This window comes from Salinispora cortesiana, assembly GCF_000484695.1.
GTDB classification, from domain to species: Bacteria; Actinomycetota; Actinomycetes; order Mycobacteriales; family Micromonosporaceae; genus Micromonospora; species Micromonospora cortesiana.
In genome coordinates, this window is the sequence record NZ_AXVR01000037.1 from 1 (window position 1) to 13,973 (window position 13,973).

Consider the following 13,973-nt stretch of genomic DNA (forward strand, 5'->3'; position numbering starts at 1 on the left):
GGTGAGGTTGCCGCCGGGGTTGACGAGGATGCCGCCGCCGTTGTCGTCGGTCTGTCCGCCGGTGATTTTGAGTTTGTTGAGGGTGAGGTCGCCGCCGGTGTTGATGGTGAGGATTCTGAATCGGTCGGTGGCGGCGGCGCGTTCGATGGTGGTGTGTTTGCTGCCGTTGAGGGTGATGGGGGTGGTGATGGCGGGGAGTCCGGCGCCGTCGATGTCGGCGGTGAGCAGGTAGGTGCAGTCTGTGGCCAGGTCGAGGGTGGCGCCGCCGCGGGCGTTGGCGAGGGTGATCGCGGCGATGAGGGCGTCGGCGTCGCAGGGGACCGGGGTGCCCGGCGGCTTCCCCGTCTCCTTCCCCTTGTCCTTGCTGTCCTTCCCCTTCCCCTTGCTGTCCTTGCCGTTGTCCTTGCCGTTGTTCTTGCTGTCGCGCTGGTGGTTGTCGGCGGGGGGTTGGTTGGTGTTCTTGAGGCGGTCGCCGGTGGTGGTGTGGGGCTGTTCGACGGGGTTGGCGTCAACGTTGGCGTTGGCGGCGGGGGTCAGGCCGGCGGTGCTGAGGGCGAGGCCGGTCACGCCGGCCAGCCCGACGGCCCACCGCCGCCGTCGACGCGCGGTTGCCTGGCTTGTGCCAGGAGATCTGGTGTGGTGTTGGTGCTTCATCGCGGTGTCGATCTCCTTCCCCGTGCGGCGAGGAGCTGCCAACCCCGGGACAGGCCAGGGCGGCGCTTCTCGGCTACCAAGCCGGCGGCAGCAGCTAATCCGGACTTTAGGTGTGTAAGGTGACAAAGGAATATGAATCCGAAGAAACTCATAAAACTGGGTGAAAGTGACTTACGTTGGTTGAAGAGTGTGCGGGCGGCGTCCGCGAGCTGCGGGGCCTCGGCAGGCCGGCGGAGCTATCTGGCTGCCCCGGAGTCCAACTCCGCGTGGCTAGGCTCGGCGACCATGAACGCATCCCCCGCTCTCGCCGCGCCCCGGACCGGGGCGGCCGCCCGATTCTTCGCCGGTGTCGGCCTCTTCCTGCGTGGCGTCGGCCTCTACCTCCGCAGCCCCGGCCTGATGCTGCTCGGCGTCCTACCGGCCCTGATCTCCGGAGTGTTCTTCGTCGCCGCGTTCGGTGCGCTCGTCTACTTCGTGGACGATCTGGCCGCGTTGATTACACCGTTCGCCGACGACTGGCCCGCCACCGGGCGAGTTCTGACCCGGGTAGCCGCCGGCTTGGCGTTTCTCGGGCTGGGTGGCCTGCTCACGGTGGTCGCGTTCACCGCCGTCACGCTGGTCATCGGGGACCCGTTCTACGAGAAGATCTCCGAGCGGGTCGAGGACGGCCTCGGTGGTACGCCCAACGCGGTGGACGTGCCGTTCTGGTCGTCACTGCGGCACAGCGTCGTCGACTCACTGCGGCTGGTGGGGTTGGCGGTGCTGTTCGGCGTACCCCTCTTTGCCGCCGGCTTCATCCCGGTGGTCGGCCAGACCGTGGTGCCGGCACTCGGTGCGGCCATCGGCGGCTGGCTCCTCGCGGTGGAGCTGGTCGGCGCCCCCTTCTACCGGCGTGGGCTGCGGTTGTCCGACCGGCGGGCCGCCCTCCGGGCCGACCGACCGACCGCGCTCGGCTTCGGGGTGGCGGTGTTTGTCAGCTTCCTGATCCCACTCGGCGCCGTGCTGCTCATGCCGGCGGCTGTCGCGGGCGCCGCCCTGCTGGCCCGCCGCGTGCTGGGTCAGCCCACCACCGTAGGGTTGACCGGGACCACTCAGCACGGTGCGTAGCGCGCTGTCGCTCAGCTCATCTCCCGGAGGCAGCTCCACTGGGCGGCGACCGGCCGATAGCCGAGACGTTCGTTGATCGCGAGCATCGGCTTGTTCGCCTCGTCATTGCCGGTGTATGCGATCGTCACCCCGCTGGCCGCAGCCCGGCGCAGGGCACCAAGCTTCGCCGCCACGGCGAGCCCTCGCCCCCGGTGTTCCGGCCGGGAAGCGGTGTAGTCCGACCACATCCGCGAACCGTCCCGTTGGACCAGGCTGATTGCCGCCAAGACGCCGTCGACCTCGACGCCGGTGCTGGCTTCCCGGTCCAGGCCGACGTCGTCCCACGTATCGGCCCGCCAGTGCTCGTAGGTGAGGGCGTCGGAGGCGACGTCTCCCGGCTCGTCGGCGCTGGCGTCGCGCTCCACCTCGTACATGTGGTGGGGGTCAACCTCGGACAGCGGCATCAGCCGGGCGCCCGGGGGAACGGCCAGGGGTGGCAGGGCCGTCAGCTCGAGCGCGGAGTAGCGTTCCTGGCGGCTGGGTAGGAAGCCGCGCCGTCGCGCGTATGGCAACGACTCGGGAAGCACCCGCCCACGCAGCAGGGGAAGCCGGAGCGGGGCGAGGTGGTCCAGGACCGCGGTCAGCAGCCGGCTGCCGATCCCATGTCCCCGATGCTGGGGGTGGACGTGTAGGAGCGAGATCTCGCCGACGCTTCGGGAGGAACTGGCGTTGCGGAAGGCTGAGACCCAACCGACGATCTCGTCGTCCACCTCGGCGACGAAGGCGGTCCAGTGCCGCCCCGGGGGCGGTTGGGAGAGCGTTTGGCGCGTTGCCGCCACCCCACGAACCAGCTGCGGAAAGAGTTGGGTGCGGAGCGCCACCACGGCGGGCGCGTCGGCGGGCTGTGCGGCGCGGATCCTCACGCGGCGCTCACGGCGGCGACCGCCTCGACCTCGACGAGCTGCTCGGAGTAGCCAAGCGCCGCCACCCCGAGCAGGGTGCTGGGCGGGTCGTGGTCGCCGAAGGCGTCCCGGACGACCTGCCAGACGGTCACCAGGTCGGGTTGGTGCGCCGAAGCCACGTACACCGTGGTTTTGACGACATCGGTGAGGCGGGCACCCGCTGCGGTGAGGGCGGTCTCCAGATTGGCCATCACCTGCCGGGCCTGGGCGGCATGATCACCGGGGGTGACCGTACGGCCGTCCGCGTCGAGCGGGCACGCCCCGGCGGTGAAGACGAGGCGCGTTGCCGGCTCGACGGTGCTGACGTACGCGTACTCGGCCTCGGCGAGGGCGGAGACGTGGCGGAGTTGGGGCATGAAGTGACGCTAGTGCAGTCCCGACGGTTGTTCGATCTGGTTTTCGTCGGTGGGCTCAGCCAGAGTCACGGAGGATCAGCTCGGTGGGGAGCACCACCGCCGGTTCGATCGGCTCACCGGCAGCGAGGCGCAGTAGCTGGCGGGTCATTCGCCGGCCGATCTCCCGAATCGGCTGGCGGACAGTGCTCAGGGGCGGGTCGGTGTACGCGGCGGTCTCGATGTCGTCGAAGCCGATCACCGCGACATCGTCGGGCACCCGTCGCCCCGTCGCGCGTAGCGTCCGCAGGGCGGCGTGTGCCATCAGGTCGGAGGCGGCGAAGATCGCGTCCAGTTCGGGGTGCTCGGCGAGGAGCTGCCGGGTCGCGGTGGCCCCCGACTCGCGGGTGAAGTCGCCGTACGCCACCCACTCCGGCAGCCCGGCCGGGGTCATCGCGGCCTGGTATCCGGTCAACCGTTCGATCCCGCCCACCATGTCCTGTGGGCCGGCGATGGTGGCGATGCGCCGCCGGCCGCTGTCGATCAGATGTTGGACGGCCCGGTTTACCCCGCCGATGTGGTCAACGTCGACGTAGGGGACCGGGGCGCCGCCGAGCGGCCGACCGCTGCACACCACCGGAATGCCCAGCCGGGCCAGCCGGCCGGGGAGTGGGTCAGCGCCGTGCAGCGAGGCGAACAGCACCCCGTCAACGTGCCGGCCGGTGGTGTACCGCTCCACCCGCTCGTGCCCCGCCGGCGAACCGGCCAGCATCAGCACCAACTGTTTGTCGGCCGCCTCCAGCTCCTGGGCGGCGCCGCGGATGATGCCGGGAAAGTACTGGTCGTCGGAGAAGACCCGGGTGGCCGCCTCCGGCATGACCAGCGCGACCGAGTCCGTTCGCTGGGTGACCAGGCTGCGCGCGGCCAGATTCGGTACGTACCCCAGCTCCGTGATGGCTCGGCGGACGGCCTTTTGGATCGGCTCGGCCACTGTGGTGGAGCCGTTCACCACCCGGGAGACGGTGGCTCGGGAGACACCGGCGCGGCGCGCCACCGCCTCGAGCGTCGGCCGTTGCGCCGTCGTCATCGCCCTCCCCCGCGCGGAGTCCGTTCCCGGATCGACCTTCCCCGCTCAGAGCCCGTTCCGGGAGATCACCTGGTGGTACCAGTGGGCACTCGTCTTCGGTGTGCGTCGCTGGGTCCGGTAGTCGACGTGGACGATCCCGAACCGTTTCCGATAGCCCTCGGCCCACTCGAAGTTGTCCAACAACGACCATACGAGATAACCGCGTAGGTCCACCCCCCGGGCGATGGCCTCGTGCGCGGCGCGGAGGTGCCCGTCGAGGTAGGCGATCCGGTCGGTGTCGACCACCGCGCTGGCCCCCTCCGCCGCCGGCTGGTCCGGGCCGGCTGCAGGCGCGGCGTGGTCCGGGAAGGCCGCCCCGTTTTCGGTGATCATCAGCGGTACGTCCGGGTAGTCGGTGGCGAGGCGTTCCAGCAACCGGGTGAGCCCGGCCGGCTCGATCATCCAGCCCATGTCGGTCAGCGGTCCGGCGGGTGGCAGGAACTCCACCGCCCCGTCGGTGCCGGGGAACGCCCCGCCGCCGCCGGTGCCGTCCGGCCTACCCGCGACGTAGAGGGGCGCGTAGTAGTTGACGCCGAGCAGGTCGATCGGAGTGGCGATCACTTTCTCGTCGCCGTCCCGGAGGAACGCCGGTGGCACGATTCGGGCGACGTGCTCCAGCACATCCTCCGGGTACGCGGCCCGGAACAGCGGGTCCAGGAAGATTCGATTGTGGAGCCCGTCGACCAGGCGTACCGCTGCGGCGTCGGCGGCGCTGTCCGGGTCGGCGGGGCGGACATCGGCCGGGTTGAGCGTGATCCCGACGCTCCCCGCGCCGGCCGCGTGCAGCGTCCGGGCCGCCAGGCCGTGCCCGAGCAGCAGGTGGTGTACGGCGGTGAAGGCGGCACCCGGGTCCGCGATCCCGGGGGCGTGCACCCCGTTGCCGTAGCCCAGGTACGCCGAGCACCACGGCTCGTTGAGTGTGGTCCAGGAGTGCACCCGGTCACCGAGGCGACCGTGGACGGCGGCGGCGTACCCGGCGAAGTGCTCCGCGGTCTCCCGAGCAGCCCAGCCGCCCTGGTCCTGCAGGGTCTGCGGCAGGTCCCAGTGGTAGAGCGTGACCATCGGGTCGATCCCCCGGGTCAGCAGGGCGTCCACCAGGCGGTCGTAGAAGTCCAGCCCCCGCGGGTTGACCGGGCCGGTGCCGTCCGGCTGGACCCGGGGCCAGGACACCGAGAACCGGTACGTCTGGATCCCCAGCCCCGCCATCAGCTCCACGTCGTCGGCGTACCGGTGGTAGTGGTCGCAGGCGACATCACCGGTGTGGCCCTGGTAGACCTTGCCCGGCGTACGGCTGAAGGTGTCCCAGATCGACGGCCCCCGGCCGTCTTCGCGGGCCGCGCCCTCGATCTGGTACGCCGCTGTGGCCGTGCCCCAGCGGAAGTTCTCGGGAAAGTGAAGTGTGCTCACTGGGCCGCTCCCTCCGTTCGCGACTGCGGGGCTCGCAGGGTCGGCTCACTCCTCGCGCTCACCGGGCCGCTCCCTTCGTTCGCGCAGCGTCTCCCGACGCGTCACCCAATGTCAAGAGAGCGCTCTCCCTGGCTGAGCTCGGGTCCATGGTGGGGTGGAGCGCCGGGGGCGGCTCGTGCGCGAGCAGCCCCCGGCCGGATGCGGCCCCGGGCGGCGTCAGGCGGTCCGGAGGCCAGCCAGGAGAGCGCGTTCACCCGTTACCGCCAGGGTGTCGAAACTGACTCGCCCCCAGAGCGCGAGCAGTAGATCGCTGGCGGTGCCGACGACCTGGACCCGGGCGTGATGATCGTGGTCGTCGAAGATCGTGGCGGTGTCCAGCAGGGCAACCCCCTCGCCGCGCAACCGCAGGAACCACTCCTGTCCGGCGTCGGAGGCCGACAGGTGTACCACGCCGTGCCACTGCTCATGATCCGGACGTCGTCCGGCCGGCAAGCAGGTGTCGAGCACCTCGCTCACCCCATCGGTTGCGAGCTTCGTCTCGATCGGGTCGCCCGCACCGATGGCGAGCTGGGCGTCCCAGCGGTGCACCGCCGTCTCATGCGCGATCCGGCGAAGCCAGAAGCCGGCCTTCTTCGGCTGCGGTGCCCAGTTCCACGCCGGCGCCTCCGGATCGAGCGCGTCGAAACGCACCAGCAGCTCGTCGTACGTCCGCTGCCACAGCTGGAGGGGGGCCTCGCCCGGATCCGGCTCTGGCTCGGACCGGCTGGGCGGCGGGGTGACGGAGTTGGCCGACACGGTCCCGTGCACCCAGCGGTAGACGCTTGCCAGGTGCCGGGTCAGGTCGGTCACTGTCCAGCCGGGACAGGAGAGCACCGGAGCGTCGGCGGGTGCTTCGGCGATCGCTGCGGCGAAGGCTGGCCCCTCCGCCCGCAGCGCCCCGATCCAGAAGTCCTTCGTGCCGTGTGTTCTGTTCATCGCCATCCTCCCGGGGGTGACCGGGCCACCAGTGGGTGCCGCGGCTACCCCTCAGCTTAGGGTGATGAGCGTGGCAGAGGTTCTCCAGTCGACATCCGGTGCCCAACGCGACGCCGAGTGTCATTTGTCGCGATACACGACACTTCGTCTCGGCGGCCGGGCTTCCCGCGTGGTCACCGCCACCAGCGCAGATGACCTCGTCCGCGGGGTGCGGGAGGCGGGGGAGCGCGGCGAGCAGATCCTGGTCCTCGCCGGTGGCAGCAACGTGGTGATCGGCGATGCGGGCTTCCCGGGGACAGTGGTGTTGGTCCGGTCCCGGGGCCTGCGAATCGTCGACACCGACACCGACACCGACACCGACACCGACACCGTCACGGTGCGGGTCGAGGCCGGCGAGCCTTGGGACGAGCTGGTCGCCCACACCGTGGCCAACGGGTGGTCCGGCCTGGAGTGCCTGTCCGGGATACCCGGCTCGACCGGCGCGACGCCGATCCAGAACGTCGGCGCGTACGGGCAGGATGTCGCCGAGACCATCACCGGGGTGCAGGTGTACGACCGGGTGGCCGGCACCACCGGTCGGATCGAGGCCCGTGACTGCGGTTTCAGCTACCGGTCCAGCATTTTCAAGTACAGCGAGCGGTGGGTGGTGCTGTCGGTCGACTTCCGTCTCGCCCGGTCGCCGCTGTCCGGCCCGGTCCGCTATGCCGAACTCGCTCGGGCGCTCGGCGTGGCGGTCGGTGACCGGGTGCCACTGGCGAAGGCCCGCGCCGCCGTGCTGCGGCTGCGCGCGGGCAAGGGCATGGTGCTCGACCCCGCCGACCCGGACACCTGGTCGGTGGGCTCGTTCTTCACCAATCCGGTGCTGGACCAGGCCGACTACGAGCGGCTGCGGGAACGGTCCACCGAGTTTGGCGAGCCGCCGTCTTGGCCCGGTGCCGACGGTACGATGAAGGTCAGTGCCGCCTGGTTGATCGACAAGGCCGGCTTCGGTAAGGGCCATCCGGGCCCGGAAGGCGTCGTCGCCATCTCCACCAAGCACACCTTGGCGCTGACCCACCGTTCTGGCACCGCCCGGACTGAGGACCTGGTGTGCCTGGCCCGCGAGATTCGCCACGGGGTGCAGACCCGCTTCGACGTGACCCTGCACCCCGAACCAGTCCTGATCAACTGTGCCCTCTGATCGCGGCCGGTCACCGGGGCGGCGGGGAGTGCCGCCACCGGATCGACCGTCAGCGGGGAGCCACCGCCGCCCAGTCGACGGTGACCAGGCCCTGGCGCCAGCGGCGGGGTTGGTACGCCAACGGCCAGCCCCCGTCCCGGACGGCGGTCACCGTACGCAGCCAGCGGTGGCGGGGACCGAAGGGGGCATAGGGGGCAGCTGCCCGCCAGGCGCTCTCCAGGTCCTGGAGCAGGGCGTGGATCGGCTCCCCCTCGACGTTGCGGTGGATCAGGGCTTTGGGCAGCCGTTCGGCGAACCGGGCGGGGCTGTCCAGGGTGGCCAGCCGGGCGCCCAGGGTCAGGGTGCGCGGGCCGCCCTCGTCGATTAGCACCCACCCGCCGAGCCGCCCCAACTCGTCGCAGGTCCCCTCGACCAGCAGGCCGCCTGGGGCGAGCGCGCCGGTCACCGTCGCCCAGGCACCCGCCACCTCACCCTCGTCGTACTGGCGTAGCACGTTGAAGGCGCGCACCAGGGCGGGGCGGAGACCGGCCAGCTCGAAGCCGCCCCGGGCGAAGGTGAGCCGGGGTGGGTCGGCGACCGGTTGGGCGGCGGCGACGCGGACCGGGTCGATCTCCAGCCCGACCACGCGTACGTCGGGGCGGATCGCGTGGGCCAATCGGGAGCGCAGCTCGACGGCGGTGACCCCGGTGGCGCCGTAGCCCAGGTCCACGACGAGCGGGTCCGCTGCCGCACGCAGCACGTCCCCGCAGGTGGTGGCGATCCAGTTGTCCACCCGGCGCAGCCGGTTGGGGCTCGTCGTCCCGCGGGTCACGACGCCGAGCGGGCGTTGTGCCGGCACCGCCATCACCCGGCTCAACCGGCCCGGTGGACCTTGTGCTGCGCGGCCTGCGCCAACGGACGGACCACCAGCCGGTCCACGTTTACGTGCTGCGGGCGGGTTGCGCACCACGCGACACAGTCCGCGACGTCGTCGGCGACCAAGGGCTCGGACACCCCGGCGTATACGGCGTCCGCCCGGTCGGCGTCCCCGTGGAAACGGACCAGCGAGAACTCTTCGGTCCGTACCATCCCGGGGTCGATCTCGACGACCCGAACCGGCCGGCCGCACAGCTCCAGCCGCAGGGTGCCCGCGACCGCGGTCTGCGCGTGCTTGGCGGCGGCGTAGCCGCCCCCGCCCTCGTACACGGTGAAGCCGGCGGTGGATGACACGACGACGATCGTGCCGGCTCCGGAGGAGACCAACGCCGGTAGGAGCGCCTGGGTGACCCGCAGCGTGCCCAGAACGTTCACGTCGTACATCCACTGCCAGTCACCGACCGCGCCGGTCTCCACCGGGTCCAGGCCGCGTGCTCCCCCGGCGTTGTTGACCAGCAGGGTGACCGGACCGGGCGCGGCCGCCGCGGCGGCGGCGAGGCCGGCCACCGACTCGTCCGAGGTCACGTCGCAGCCGATCGCGGTGGCTGCCCCGCCGTTGGCTTCGACCTCCCGGACCAGGTCGGCGAGGCGGTCGGTGCGCCGGGCGGCGGCCAGTACGTGGAAGCCCTCGGTGGCGAGCCGGCGGACGGTGGCCGCCCCGATCCCGCTGGATGCCCCGGTGACGACAGCGACGGAAGTCATCCGCCCATTCTGGCCCCGAGCCCGGGAGCGGGGGCGATGAGGTCCGTCACGCCTGGGGACGGCCGGGAGGAATTACCGATCCCCGATCGGGAAGATGACACCTGGCGTGGAGGTTGACCGAGAAGCGCCGGTCGTGCGGGACGGCAACCGTGACAGAAGGAGCGGACGTGGCGGAACAGCACACCGGTGTCGGTCGTCAGCGAGGTGCCCGTCCGTGGCCCCGGCCCCGCCGAATCGCGACACTCTCCGTGCACACTTCGCCGCTGCACCAGCCCGGCACGGGTGACGCGGGTGGGATGAATGTCTACATCCTGGAGGTCGCCCGGCGGTTGGCCGAGGCGAACGTCGAGGTCGAGATCTTCACCCGGGCGACCGCAGCCGACCTGCCGCCGGTGGTCGAGATGGTGCCGGGCGTACACGTCCGGCACATCATCGCCGGACCGTTGGGTGGGCTGACCAAGGAGGAGTTGCCCGGCCAGCTCTGCGCGTTCACCTCGGGGGTGCTGCGGGCCGAGGCCGCGCGGGCCGCGGGGCACTACGACCTCATCCACTCGCACTACTGGCTCTCCGGGCAGGTCGGCTGGCTGGCCAAGGAGCGGTGGGGGGTTCCGCTGGTGCATACCGCGCACACCCTTGCCAAGGTCAAGAACGCGCAGCTCGCCGCCGAGGACCGGCCGGAACCCAAGTCCCGGGTGATCGGCGAGGAGCAGGTGGTGGCCGAGGCCGACCGACTGGTCGCCAACACCAAGACCGAGGCCGGTGACCTGATCGACCGGTACGACGCCGACCCGACCCGGGTTGAGGTGGTCGAGCCCGGGGTGGATCTGACTCGGTTCTGTCCGCCAGCCGGTGATCGCGTCCGGGCGCAGGTCCTCGCCCGTCGTCGGCTGGGCCTGCCCGAGCGTGGGTACGTGGTGGCCTTTGTCGGCCGGATCCAGCCGCTCAAGGCGCCCGACGTGCTGATCCGCGCGGCGGCGGCGCTGCGCCAGCGGGATCCGGTGCTCGCGGACGACATGACGGTGGTTGTCTGCGGTGGCCCCAGCGGCAGCGGGCTGGAGCGGCCGACTCGCCTGATCGAACTGGCCGCCGAGCTGGGCGTGGCCGACCGGGTCCGGTTCCTGCCGCCGCAGACCGGCGACGACCTGCCCGCCCTGTACCGGGCGGCCGACCTGGTGGCGGTCCCGTCCTACAACGAGAGCTTCGGGCTGGTCGCGTTGGAGGCGCAGGCCTGCGGCACACCGGTGGTGGCGGCCGCCGTCGGCGGTTTGATCACGGCGGTACGCGACGAGGTCAGTGGGGTCCTCGTGGATGGCCACGACCCGGTCGCGTGGGCCGGTTCGTTGGGTCGCCTGTTGCCGGACGCCGGCCGGCGCGCGACCCTGGCCCACGGCGCGCAACGCCACGCCCGCAGCTTTTCCTGGGACCGGACGGTGCGCGACCTGCTGGATGTCTACGGCGAGGCGGTCGCCGAGCACCGAACCCGATCGTCTGACTTCGCCACCTGCTCTGGGTGAGCGGCACCGACCGTCCGCGACGGAGGCCGGGCCGGCGCGGGACGCGGTGGGGCGGGAGCGGTCGTAGAGTGGGGCGGTGAACGGGAGAAGCGAGCTCGGGGCGTTGATCGAGTCGGTCTGCGCGGAGCGGGACCTGGCCTGGGAGGCCACCGGCCCGAACTCGTACGCGGTGACCCTGCCCGGCACCCACAAGCTGCGGACGATCTGCAACCTGATCATCGGCGAGTATGCGCTGCGGGTCGAGGCGTTCGTGATGCGCCAGCCCGACGAGCGACGCGAGGAGCTGTGGGCGTGGCTGCTGCAGCGCAACGCCCGGATGTACGGGGTGTCCTTCTCCATCGACGCGGTTGGTGACGTCTACCTGACCGGCCGGGTGAATTCGGCGGGCGTGGACGCCGACGAGTTGGATCGGCTCTTTGGGTCGGTGCTCACGTACGCCGACGACTCCTTCGACACGATGCTGGAGATCGGCTTCGGCAGCTCGATTCGGCGGGAGTGGGAGTGGCGGGTCCGGCGCGGCGAGTCGACCGCCAACCTCGCGGCCTTCGCCCACCTGGTCGAGTCGGCTGGCAGCGGGGCCGCGCCGGCGGCCGGGAAGCCCGCTGCCGGGAACCCGCCCGCCGCCCCGGGGGATTCGACGCGGTCCTGACGGGTACGCCCTGGTGTGCGGTGCGGTACTGGGACCGGCCGCGCGCCGAGGACGGACTGGCGGAGGAGCGTTCCATGGCTCAGCGAAGCAGCGCAGGCCGCGGTGGTACGGCGACCCGGACCGCACGCCGGCCAGGAAACCAGACCCCGGGCACGCCGCAGGTGTCCGAGGCCACGATCTCCCGGATGCGGGTGGACGAGATTCGGGGGCAGTTGCGCCAGCATGGCGTCTCCGGCACCTCCGCGCTGCGCAAGCCGGAGCTGGTGCGGACGCTGGTGAAGACCCTGCGGGCGGAGCGTCGGTCGGGTGGGACGAAGGGGCCTGGCCGCGGTGCGACGTCCGGCGGGCGGTCGGCGGGTGGCGCCGCGGTGCGCACCGGGCCCCGTACCTCGCGGTCGGTGCGGTCCTCGCAGGTCATCGCCGCCCTGACCGATCGGCCAGAGCGTCCGGGCCGGAGCCTGGTCACGACGAACCACGAGGTGATCCGGCGGTGGGCCCGGGAGCGCAGGGCGAAGCCGGCAACGATCCGGGGCACCGAGCGGGATGGCCGGGCCGGGGTGCTCACCTTCAACATGCCGGGGTATCGGCAGAGCTCTCGGGTGCGCGAAATCACATGGGACGAGTGGTTCCGGACCTTTGACCTGCGGAAGCTGAATTTGATCTATCAGGAGCGGCTGCGGGACGGCAGAATGAGCAACTTTTTCCGGACAGAGTCACCCGATCGGGAGGACGGATGAGTTGTTTGCCGGAGTTGCCGGCGGGTAGACCGCTGGTGGCCGGAGGGGCGGACCGGACCGCCGGGTAGCCGGCTTGTGACCGGCGAGACAGCGGGTCAATTTGTATCCGCATTCTGGGCGAACTAACTTTATTGCACCGTGCGGCGCTCGGTTCCGTTCGGGGGAGCGGAGGATCAATCAGATCCGAGCATCGAGTGTGGCGCGGGGACGGGTGGAACAACACCGTTGGGGGACGGTGTCCACCCGTTGACCGGCGGCGTGAGCGGGCGCCGCTTACGGGGGTGAGTGCCGCCCGCCGCCGCCGGTCGTACGCAGCGAAACGCCCATCGTGACGAACTCACGATGGGCGTTTCGCGTACCCGGTGGCCCGGGACGTCCCGTTCCAGGGCGCTCACCCCACCTCGGTTGCCTGCTGCTGCCCGACCGTGGTTGGCGGCGGCTGGTTGACTGCCCGCAGCGCGGCGGCCCGGCGCTCCCGCGTCGGTCCGGAGATCAGATGTGCCACCGCTACCAGTCCGCCGATCAGGGCGCAGCCCAGCCAGAGGATGGCGTTGCCGGCCCCCTCCCGGACCAGCCCGCCGAGCACCGGCGCCGCGGCGCCGGCAATCTGCCAGGAGAGCGAGAAGACCCCCTGGTAGCGGCCGCGTAGCTCATTCGGGGAGAGCTCGGCGATCAGGGTGGCGTTGGATGGCGAGTTGAGCATCTCGCCGACGGTCCAGATCAGGACGGTCAGACCGTAGAACCAGGCGGTCTCGGCGAATGCGGTCAGCCCGAACCCGACCCCGAGCACCACCGCCGACAGCGCCAACACGTGGGACCGGTTACGACCCTTGATCAACCGTGGTACGAAGAGCTGGCCCACCACGATCAGCACCCCGTTGAGTGCGATCACCGAGCCGTACGTGGCGGGGCTCAGCCCCGAGTCGCCCATCGCGATCGGCAGCATCGAGATGTGCTGGAGGAAGACCACCGCGGCGAAGAGGTTCAACGCCACGAACCCGAGGTAGACCCGGTCGGTCAGGATGACGCGCAGCGCTCCGGTCTGGGCCTTCGGCCCGCCGGCGGTGGCGACCAGCGGTTGGTGGGTCTCGCTGACCTTGAAGAAGATGATCAGCGCGGTGATCAGGGTGGTGACCGCATTAACCACGAAGAGCAGCAGGTAGCCGGCCTCGGTCGCGAACCCCGCGAGGATCGCGGCGCAGGCGAAGCCGAGATTGATCGCCCAATAGTTCAGGCTGAAGGCGCGCAACCGGTCCTTCGCCGGCACGACATCGATCATCATGGCGCCGAAGGCGGGCCGGGCGGCCTCGGCGAAGAGCCCAAGCAGGAGGGCGCCGAGTGCGATCAACCAGAGGGCCTGGGCGAAGCCGAGGGCGAGCATCAAGCTCGCGGCGCCCAGGTGTGCGGTGAGCAGCGTGGGCCGGCGGCCCCACCGGTCCGCGAGCGTGCCACCGACGGTGGTGCCCACCGCGCCGCCGACCCCCCACAGCCCCAGGACCAGGCCGGCCTGGGCAGCGGAGAAGTCCCGCTCCTGGGTGAGGTAGATGGCGATGAAGATGAGGACGAACGAGCCGAGCCGGTTGATCAGGGTGCCGGTCCACAGATACCAGAAGGTGCGGGGAAGGCCACCGGCCGTATCGTGTAACCAACCTCGCATGGTCCGCACTCGGTGCCCCGCTTCCATAATGAACGACATCGTCTAAGCGCCTTACAACCTAGTTGTGGGCAACGTTC

At 71.0% G+C, this 13,973-nt stretch carries 13 protein-coding genes and 1 pseudogene; 5 read left to right on the forward strand and 9 right to left on the reverse strand.

The annotated features are described in order from the left end of the window. A pseudogene (locus K228_RS0116350) lies at positions 1–654 on the reverse strand (right-handed parallel beta-helix repeat-containing protein); the annotation flags it as partial. Positions 655–939: 285 nt separating this feature from the next. Here K228_RS0116350 and K228_RS0116355 point away from each other — a divergent pair. Beyond that, positions 940–1,761 (forward strand): EI24 domain-containing protein, encoded by an 822-nt coding sequence (locus tag K228_RS0116355; RefSeq protein ID WP_025619402.1) that lies wholly within the window; start codon positions 940–942, stop codon positions 1,759–1,761. Between the two features lie 11 nt (positions 1,762–1,772). On the opposite strand, the gene K228_RS0116360 is transcribed toward K228_RS0116355, so the two are convergent. From K228_RS0116360 to K228_RS0116380, 5 genes are all read right to left on the reverse strand, one after another. Then, complete coding sequence (locus K228_RS0116360) at positions 1,773–2,663, reverse strand: GNAT family N-acetyltransferase (RefSeq protein ID WP_025619403.1); 891 nt, start codon at positions 2,661–2,663, stop codon at positions 1,773–1,775. Beyond that, positions 2,660–3,058: a RidA family protein gene (locus K228_RS0116365; protein WP_025619404.1), complete on the reverse strand. Its 399-nt coding sequence runs from the start codon at positions 3,056–3,058 to the stop codon at positions 2,660–2,662. The genes K228_RS0116360 and K228_RS0116365 overlap by 4 nt, the downstream gene beginning before the upstream one ends. Before the next feature lie 55 nt (positions 3,059–3,113). Then, complete coding sequence (locus K228_RS0116370) at positions 3,114–4,121, reverse strand: LacI family DNA-binding transcriptional regulator (protein WP_025619405.1); 1,008 nt, start codon at positions 4,119–4,121, stop codon at positions 3,114–3,116. Positions 4,122–4,166: 45 nt separating this feature from the next. Further along, on the reverse strand, positions 4,167–5,567 hold the full coding sequence (locus tag K228_RS0116375; RefSeq protein WP_025619406.1) for a GH1 family beta-glucosidase: 1,401 nt from the start codon (positions 5,565–5,567) through the stop codon (positions 4,167–4,169). 216 nt (positions 5,568–5,783) lie between these two features. Next, positions 5,784–6,542 (reverse strand): maleylpyruvate isomerase family mycothiol-dependent enzyme, encoded by a 759-nt coding sequence (locus tag K228_RS0116380; protein ID WP_025619407.1) that lies wholly within the window; start codon positions 6,540–6,542, stop codon positions 5,784–5,786. 64 nt (positions 6,543–6,606) lie between these two features. Between K228_RS0116380 and K228_RS0116385 the strand changes: the two genes are divergently transcribed. After that, positions 6,607–7,722: a UDP-N-acetylmuramate dehydrogenase gene (locus K228_RS0116385; protein ID WP_029723651.1), complete on the forward strand. Its 1,116-nt coding sequence runs from the start codon at positions 6,607–6,609 to the stop codon at positions 7,720–7,722. 49 nt (positions 7,723–7,771) lie between these two features. Here K228_RS0116385 and K228_RS0116390 read toward each other — a convergent pair whose 3' ends face one another. Both K228_RS0116390 and K228_RS0116395 read right to left on the reverse strand, forming a co-directional pair. Then, entirely contained in the window at positions 7,772–8,566 is a 795-nt protein-coding gene (locus K228_RS0116390; protein ID WP_029723652.1) for a class I SAM-dependent methyltransferase, read from the reverse strand. Between the two features lie 8 nt (positions 8,567–8,574). Next, the gene (locus tag K228_RS0116395; protein ID WP_025619410.1) at positions 8,575–9,339 is read right to left on the reverse strand and encodes an SDR family NAD(P)-dependent oxidoreductase; all 765 of its coding nucleotides are present in this window, start codon (positions 9,337–9,339) and stop codon (positions 8,575–8,577) included. Positions 9,340–9,506: 167 nt separating this feature from the next. On the opposite strand from K228_RS0116395, the gene mshA reads away from it, so the two are divergent. The 3 genes from mshA to K228_RS0116410 all read left to right on the forward strand — a co-directional run bounded on the left by mshA (position 9,507) and on the right by K228_RS0116410 (position 12,239). Then, entirely contained in the window at positions 9,507–10,853 is a 1,347-nt protein-coding gene (gene mshA, locus K228_RS0116400; protein WP_025619411.1) for a D-inositol-3-phosphate glycosyltransferase, read from the forward strand. A 76-nt stretch (positions 10,854–10,929) separates the two neighbouring features. After that, on the forward strand, positions 10,930–11,502 hold the full coding sequence (locus K228_RS0116405; protein ID WP_025619412.1) for a type III secretion system chaperone family protein: 573 nt from the start codon (positions 10,930–10,932) through the stop codon (positions 11,500–11,502). Between the two features lie 74 nt (positions 11,503–11,576). Next, positions 11,577–12,239, forward strand: coding sequence for a hypothetical protein (locus tag K228_RS0116410; protein ID WP_025619413.1), 663 nt, complete (start codon positions 11,577–11,579; stop codon positions 12,237–12,239). A 391-nt stretch (positions 12,240–12,630) separates the two neighbouring features. Here K228_RS0116410 and K228_RS0116415 read toward each other — a convergent pair whose 3' ends face one another. Then, complete coding sequence (locus tag K228_RS0116415; protein WP_029723654.1) at positions 12,631–13,896, reverse strand: MDR family MFS transporter; 1,266 nt, start codon at positions 13,894–13,896, stop codon at positions 12,631–12,633. Positions 13,897–13,973 lie beyond the last annotated feature (77 nt).

Coding starts and splice junctions, on each gene's coding strand:
- K228_RS0116355 (WP_025619402.1), top strand. CDS start 940: ATGAACGCATCCCCCGCTCTCGCCGCGCCCCGGACCGGGGCGGCCGCC.
- K228_RS0116365 (WP_025619404.1), bottom strand. CDS start 3,058: ATGCCCCAACTCCGCCACGTCTCCGCCCTCGCCGAGGCCGAGTACGCG.
- K228_RS0116370 (WP_025619405.1), bottom strand. CDS start 4,121: ATGACGACGGCGCAACGGCCGACGCTCGAGGCGGTGGCGCGCCGCGCC.
- K228_RS0116380 (WP_025619407.1), bottom strand. CDS start 6,542: ATGAACAGAACACACGGCACGAAGGACTTCTGGATCGGGGCGCTGCGG.
- K228_RS0116385 (WP_029723651.1), top strand. CDS start 6,607: ATGAGCGTGGCAGAGGTTCTCCAGTCGACATCCGGTGCCCAACGCGAC.
- K228_RS0116390 (WP_029723652.1), bottom strand. CDS start 8,566: ATGGCGGTGCCGGCACAACGCCCGCTCGGCGTCGTGACCCGCGGGACG.
- K228_RS0116395 (WP_025619410.1), bottom strand. CDS start 9,339: ATGACTTCCGTCGCTGTCGTCACCGGGGCATCCAGCGGGATCGGGGCG.
- K228_RS0116410 (WP_025619413.1), top strand. CDS start 11,577: ATGGCTCAGCGAAGCAGCGCAGGCCGCGGTGGTACGGCGACCCGGACC.
- K228_RS0116415 (WP_029723654.1), bottom strand. CDS start 13,896: ATGCGAGGTTGGTTACACGATACGGCCGGTGGCCTTCCCCGCACCTTC.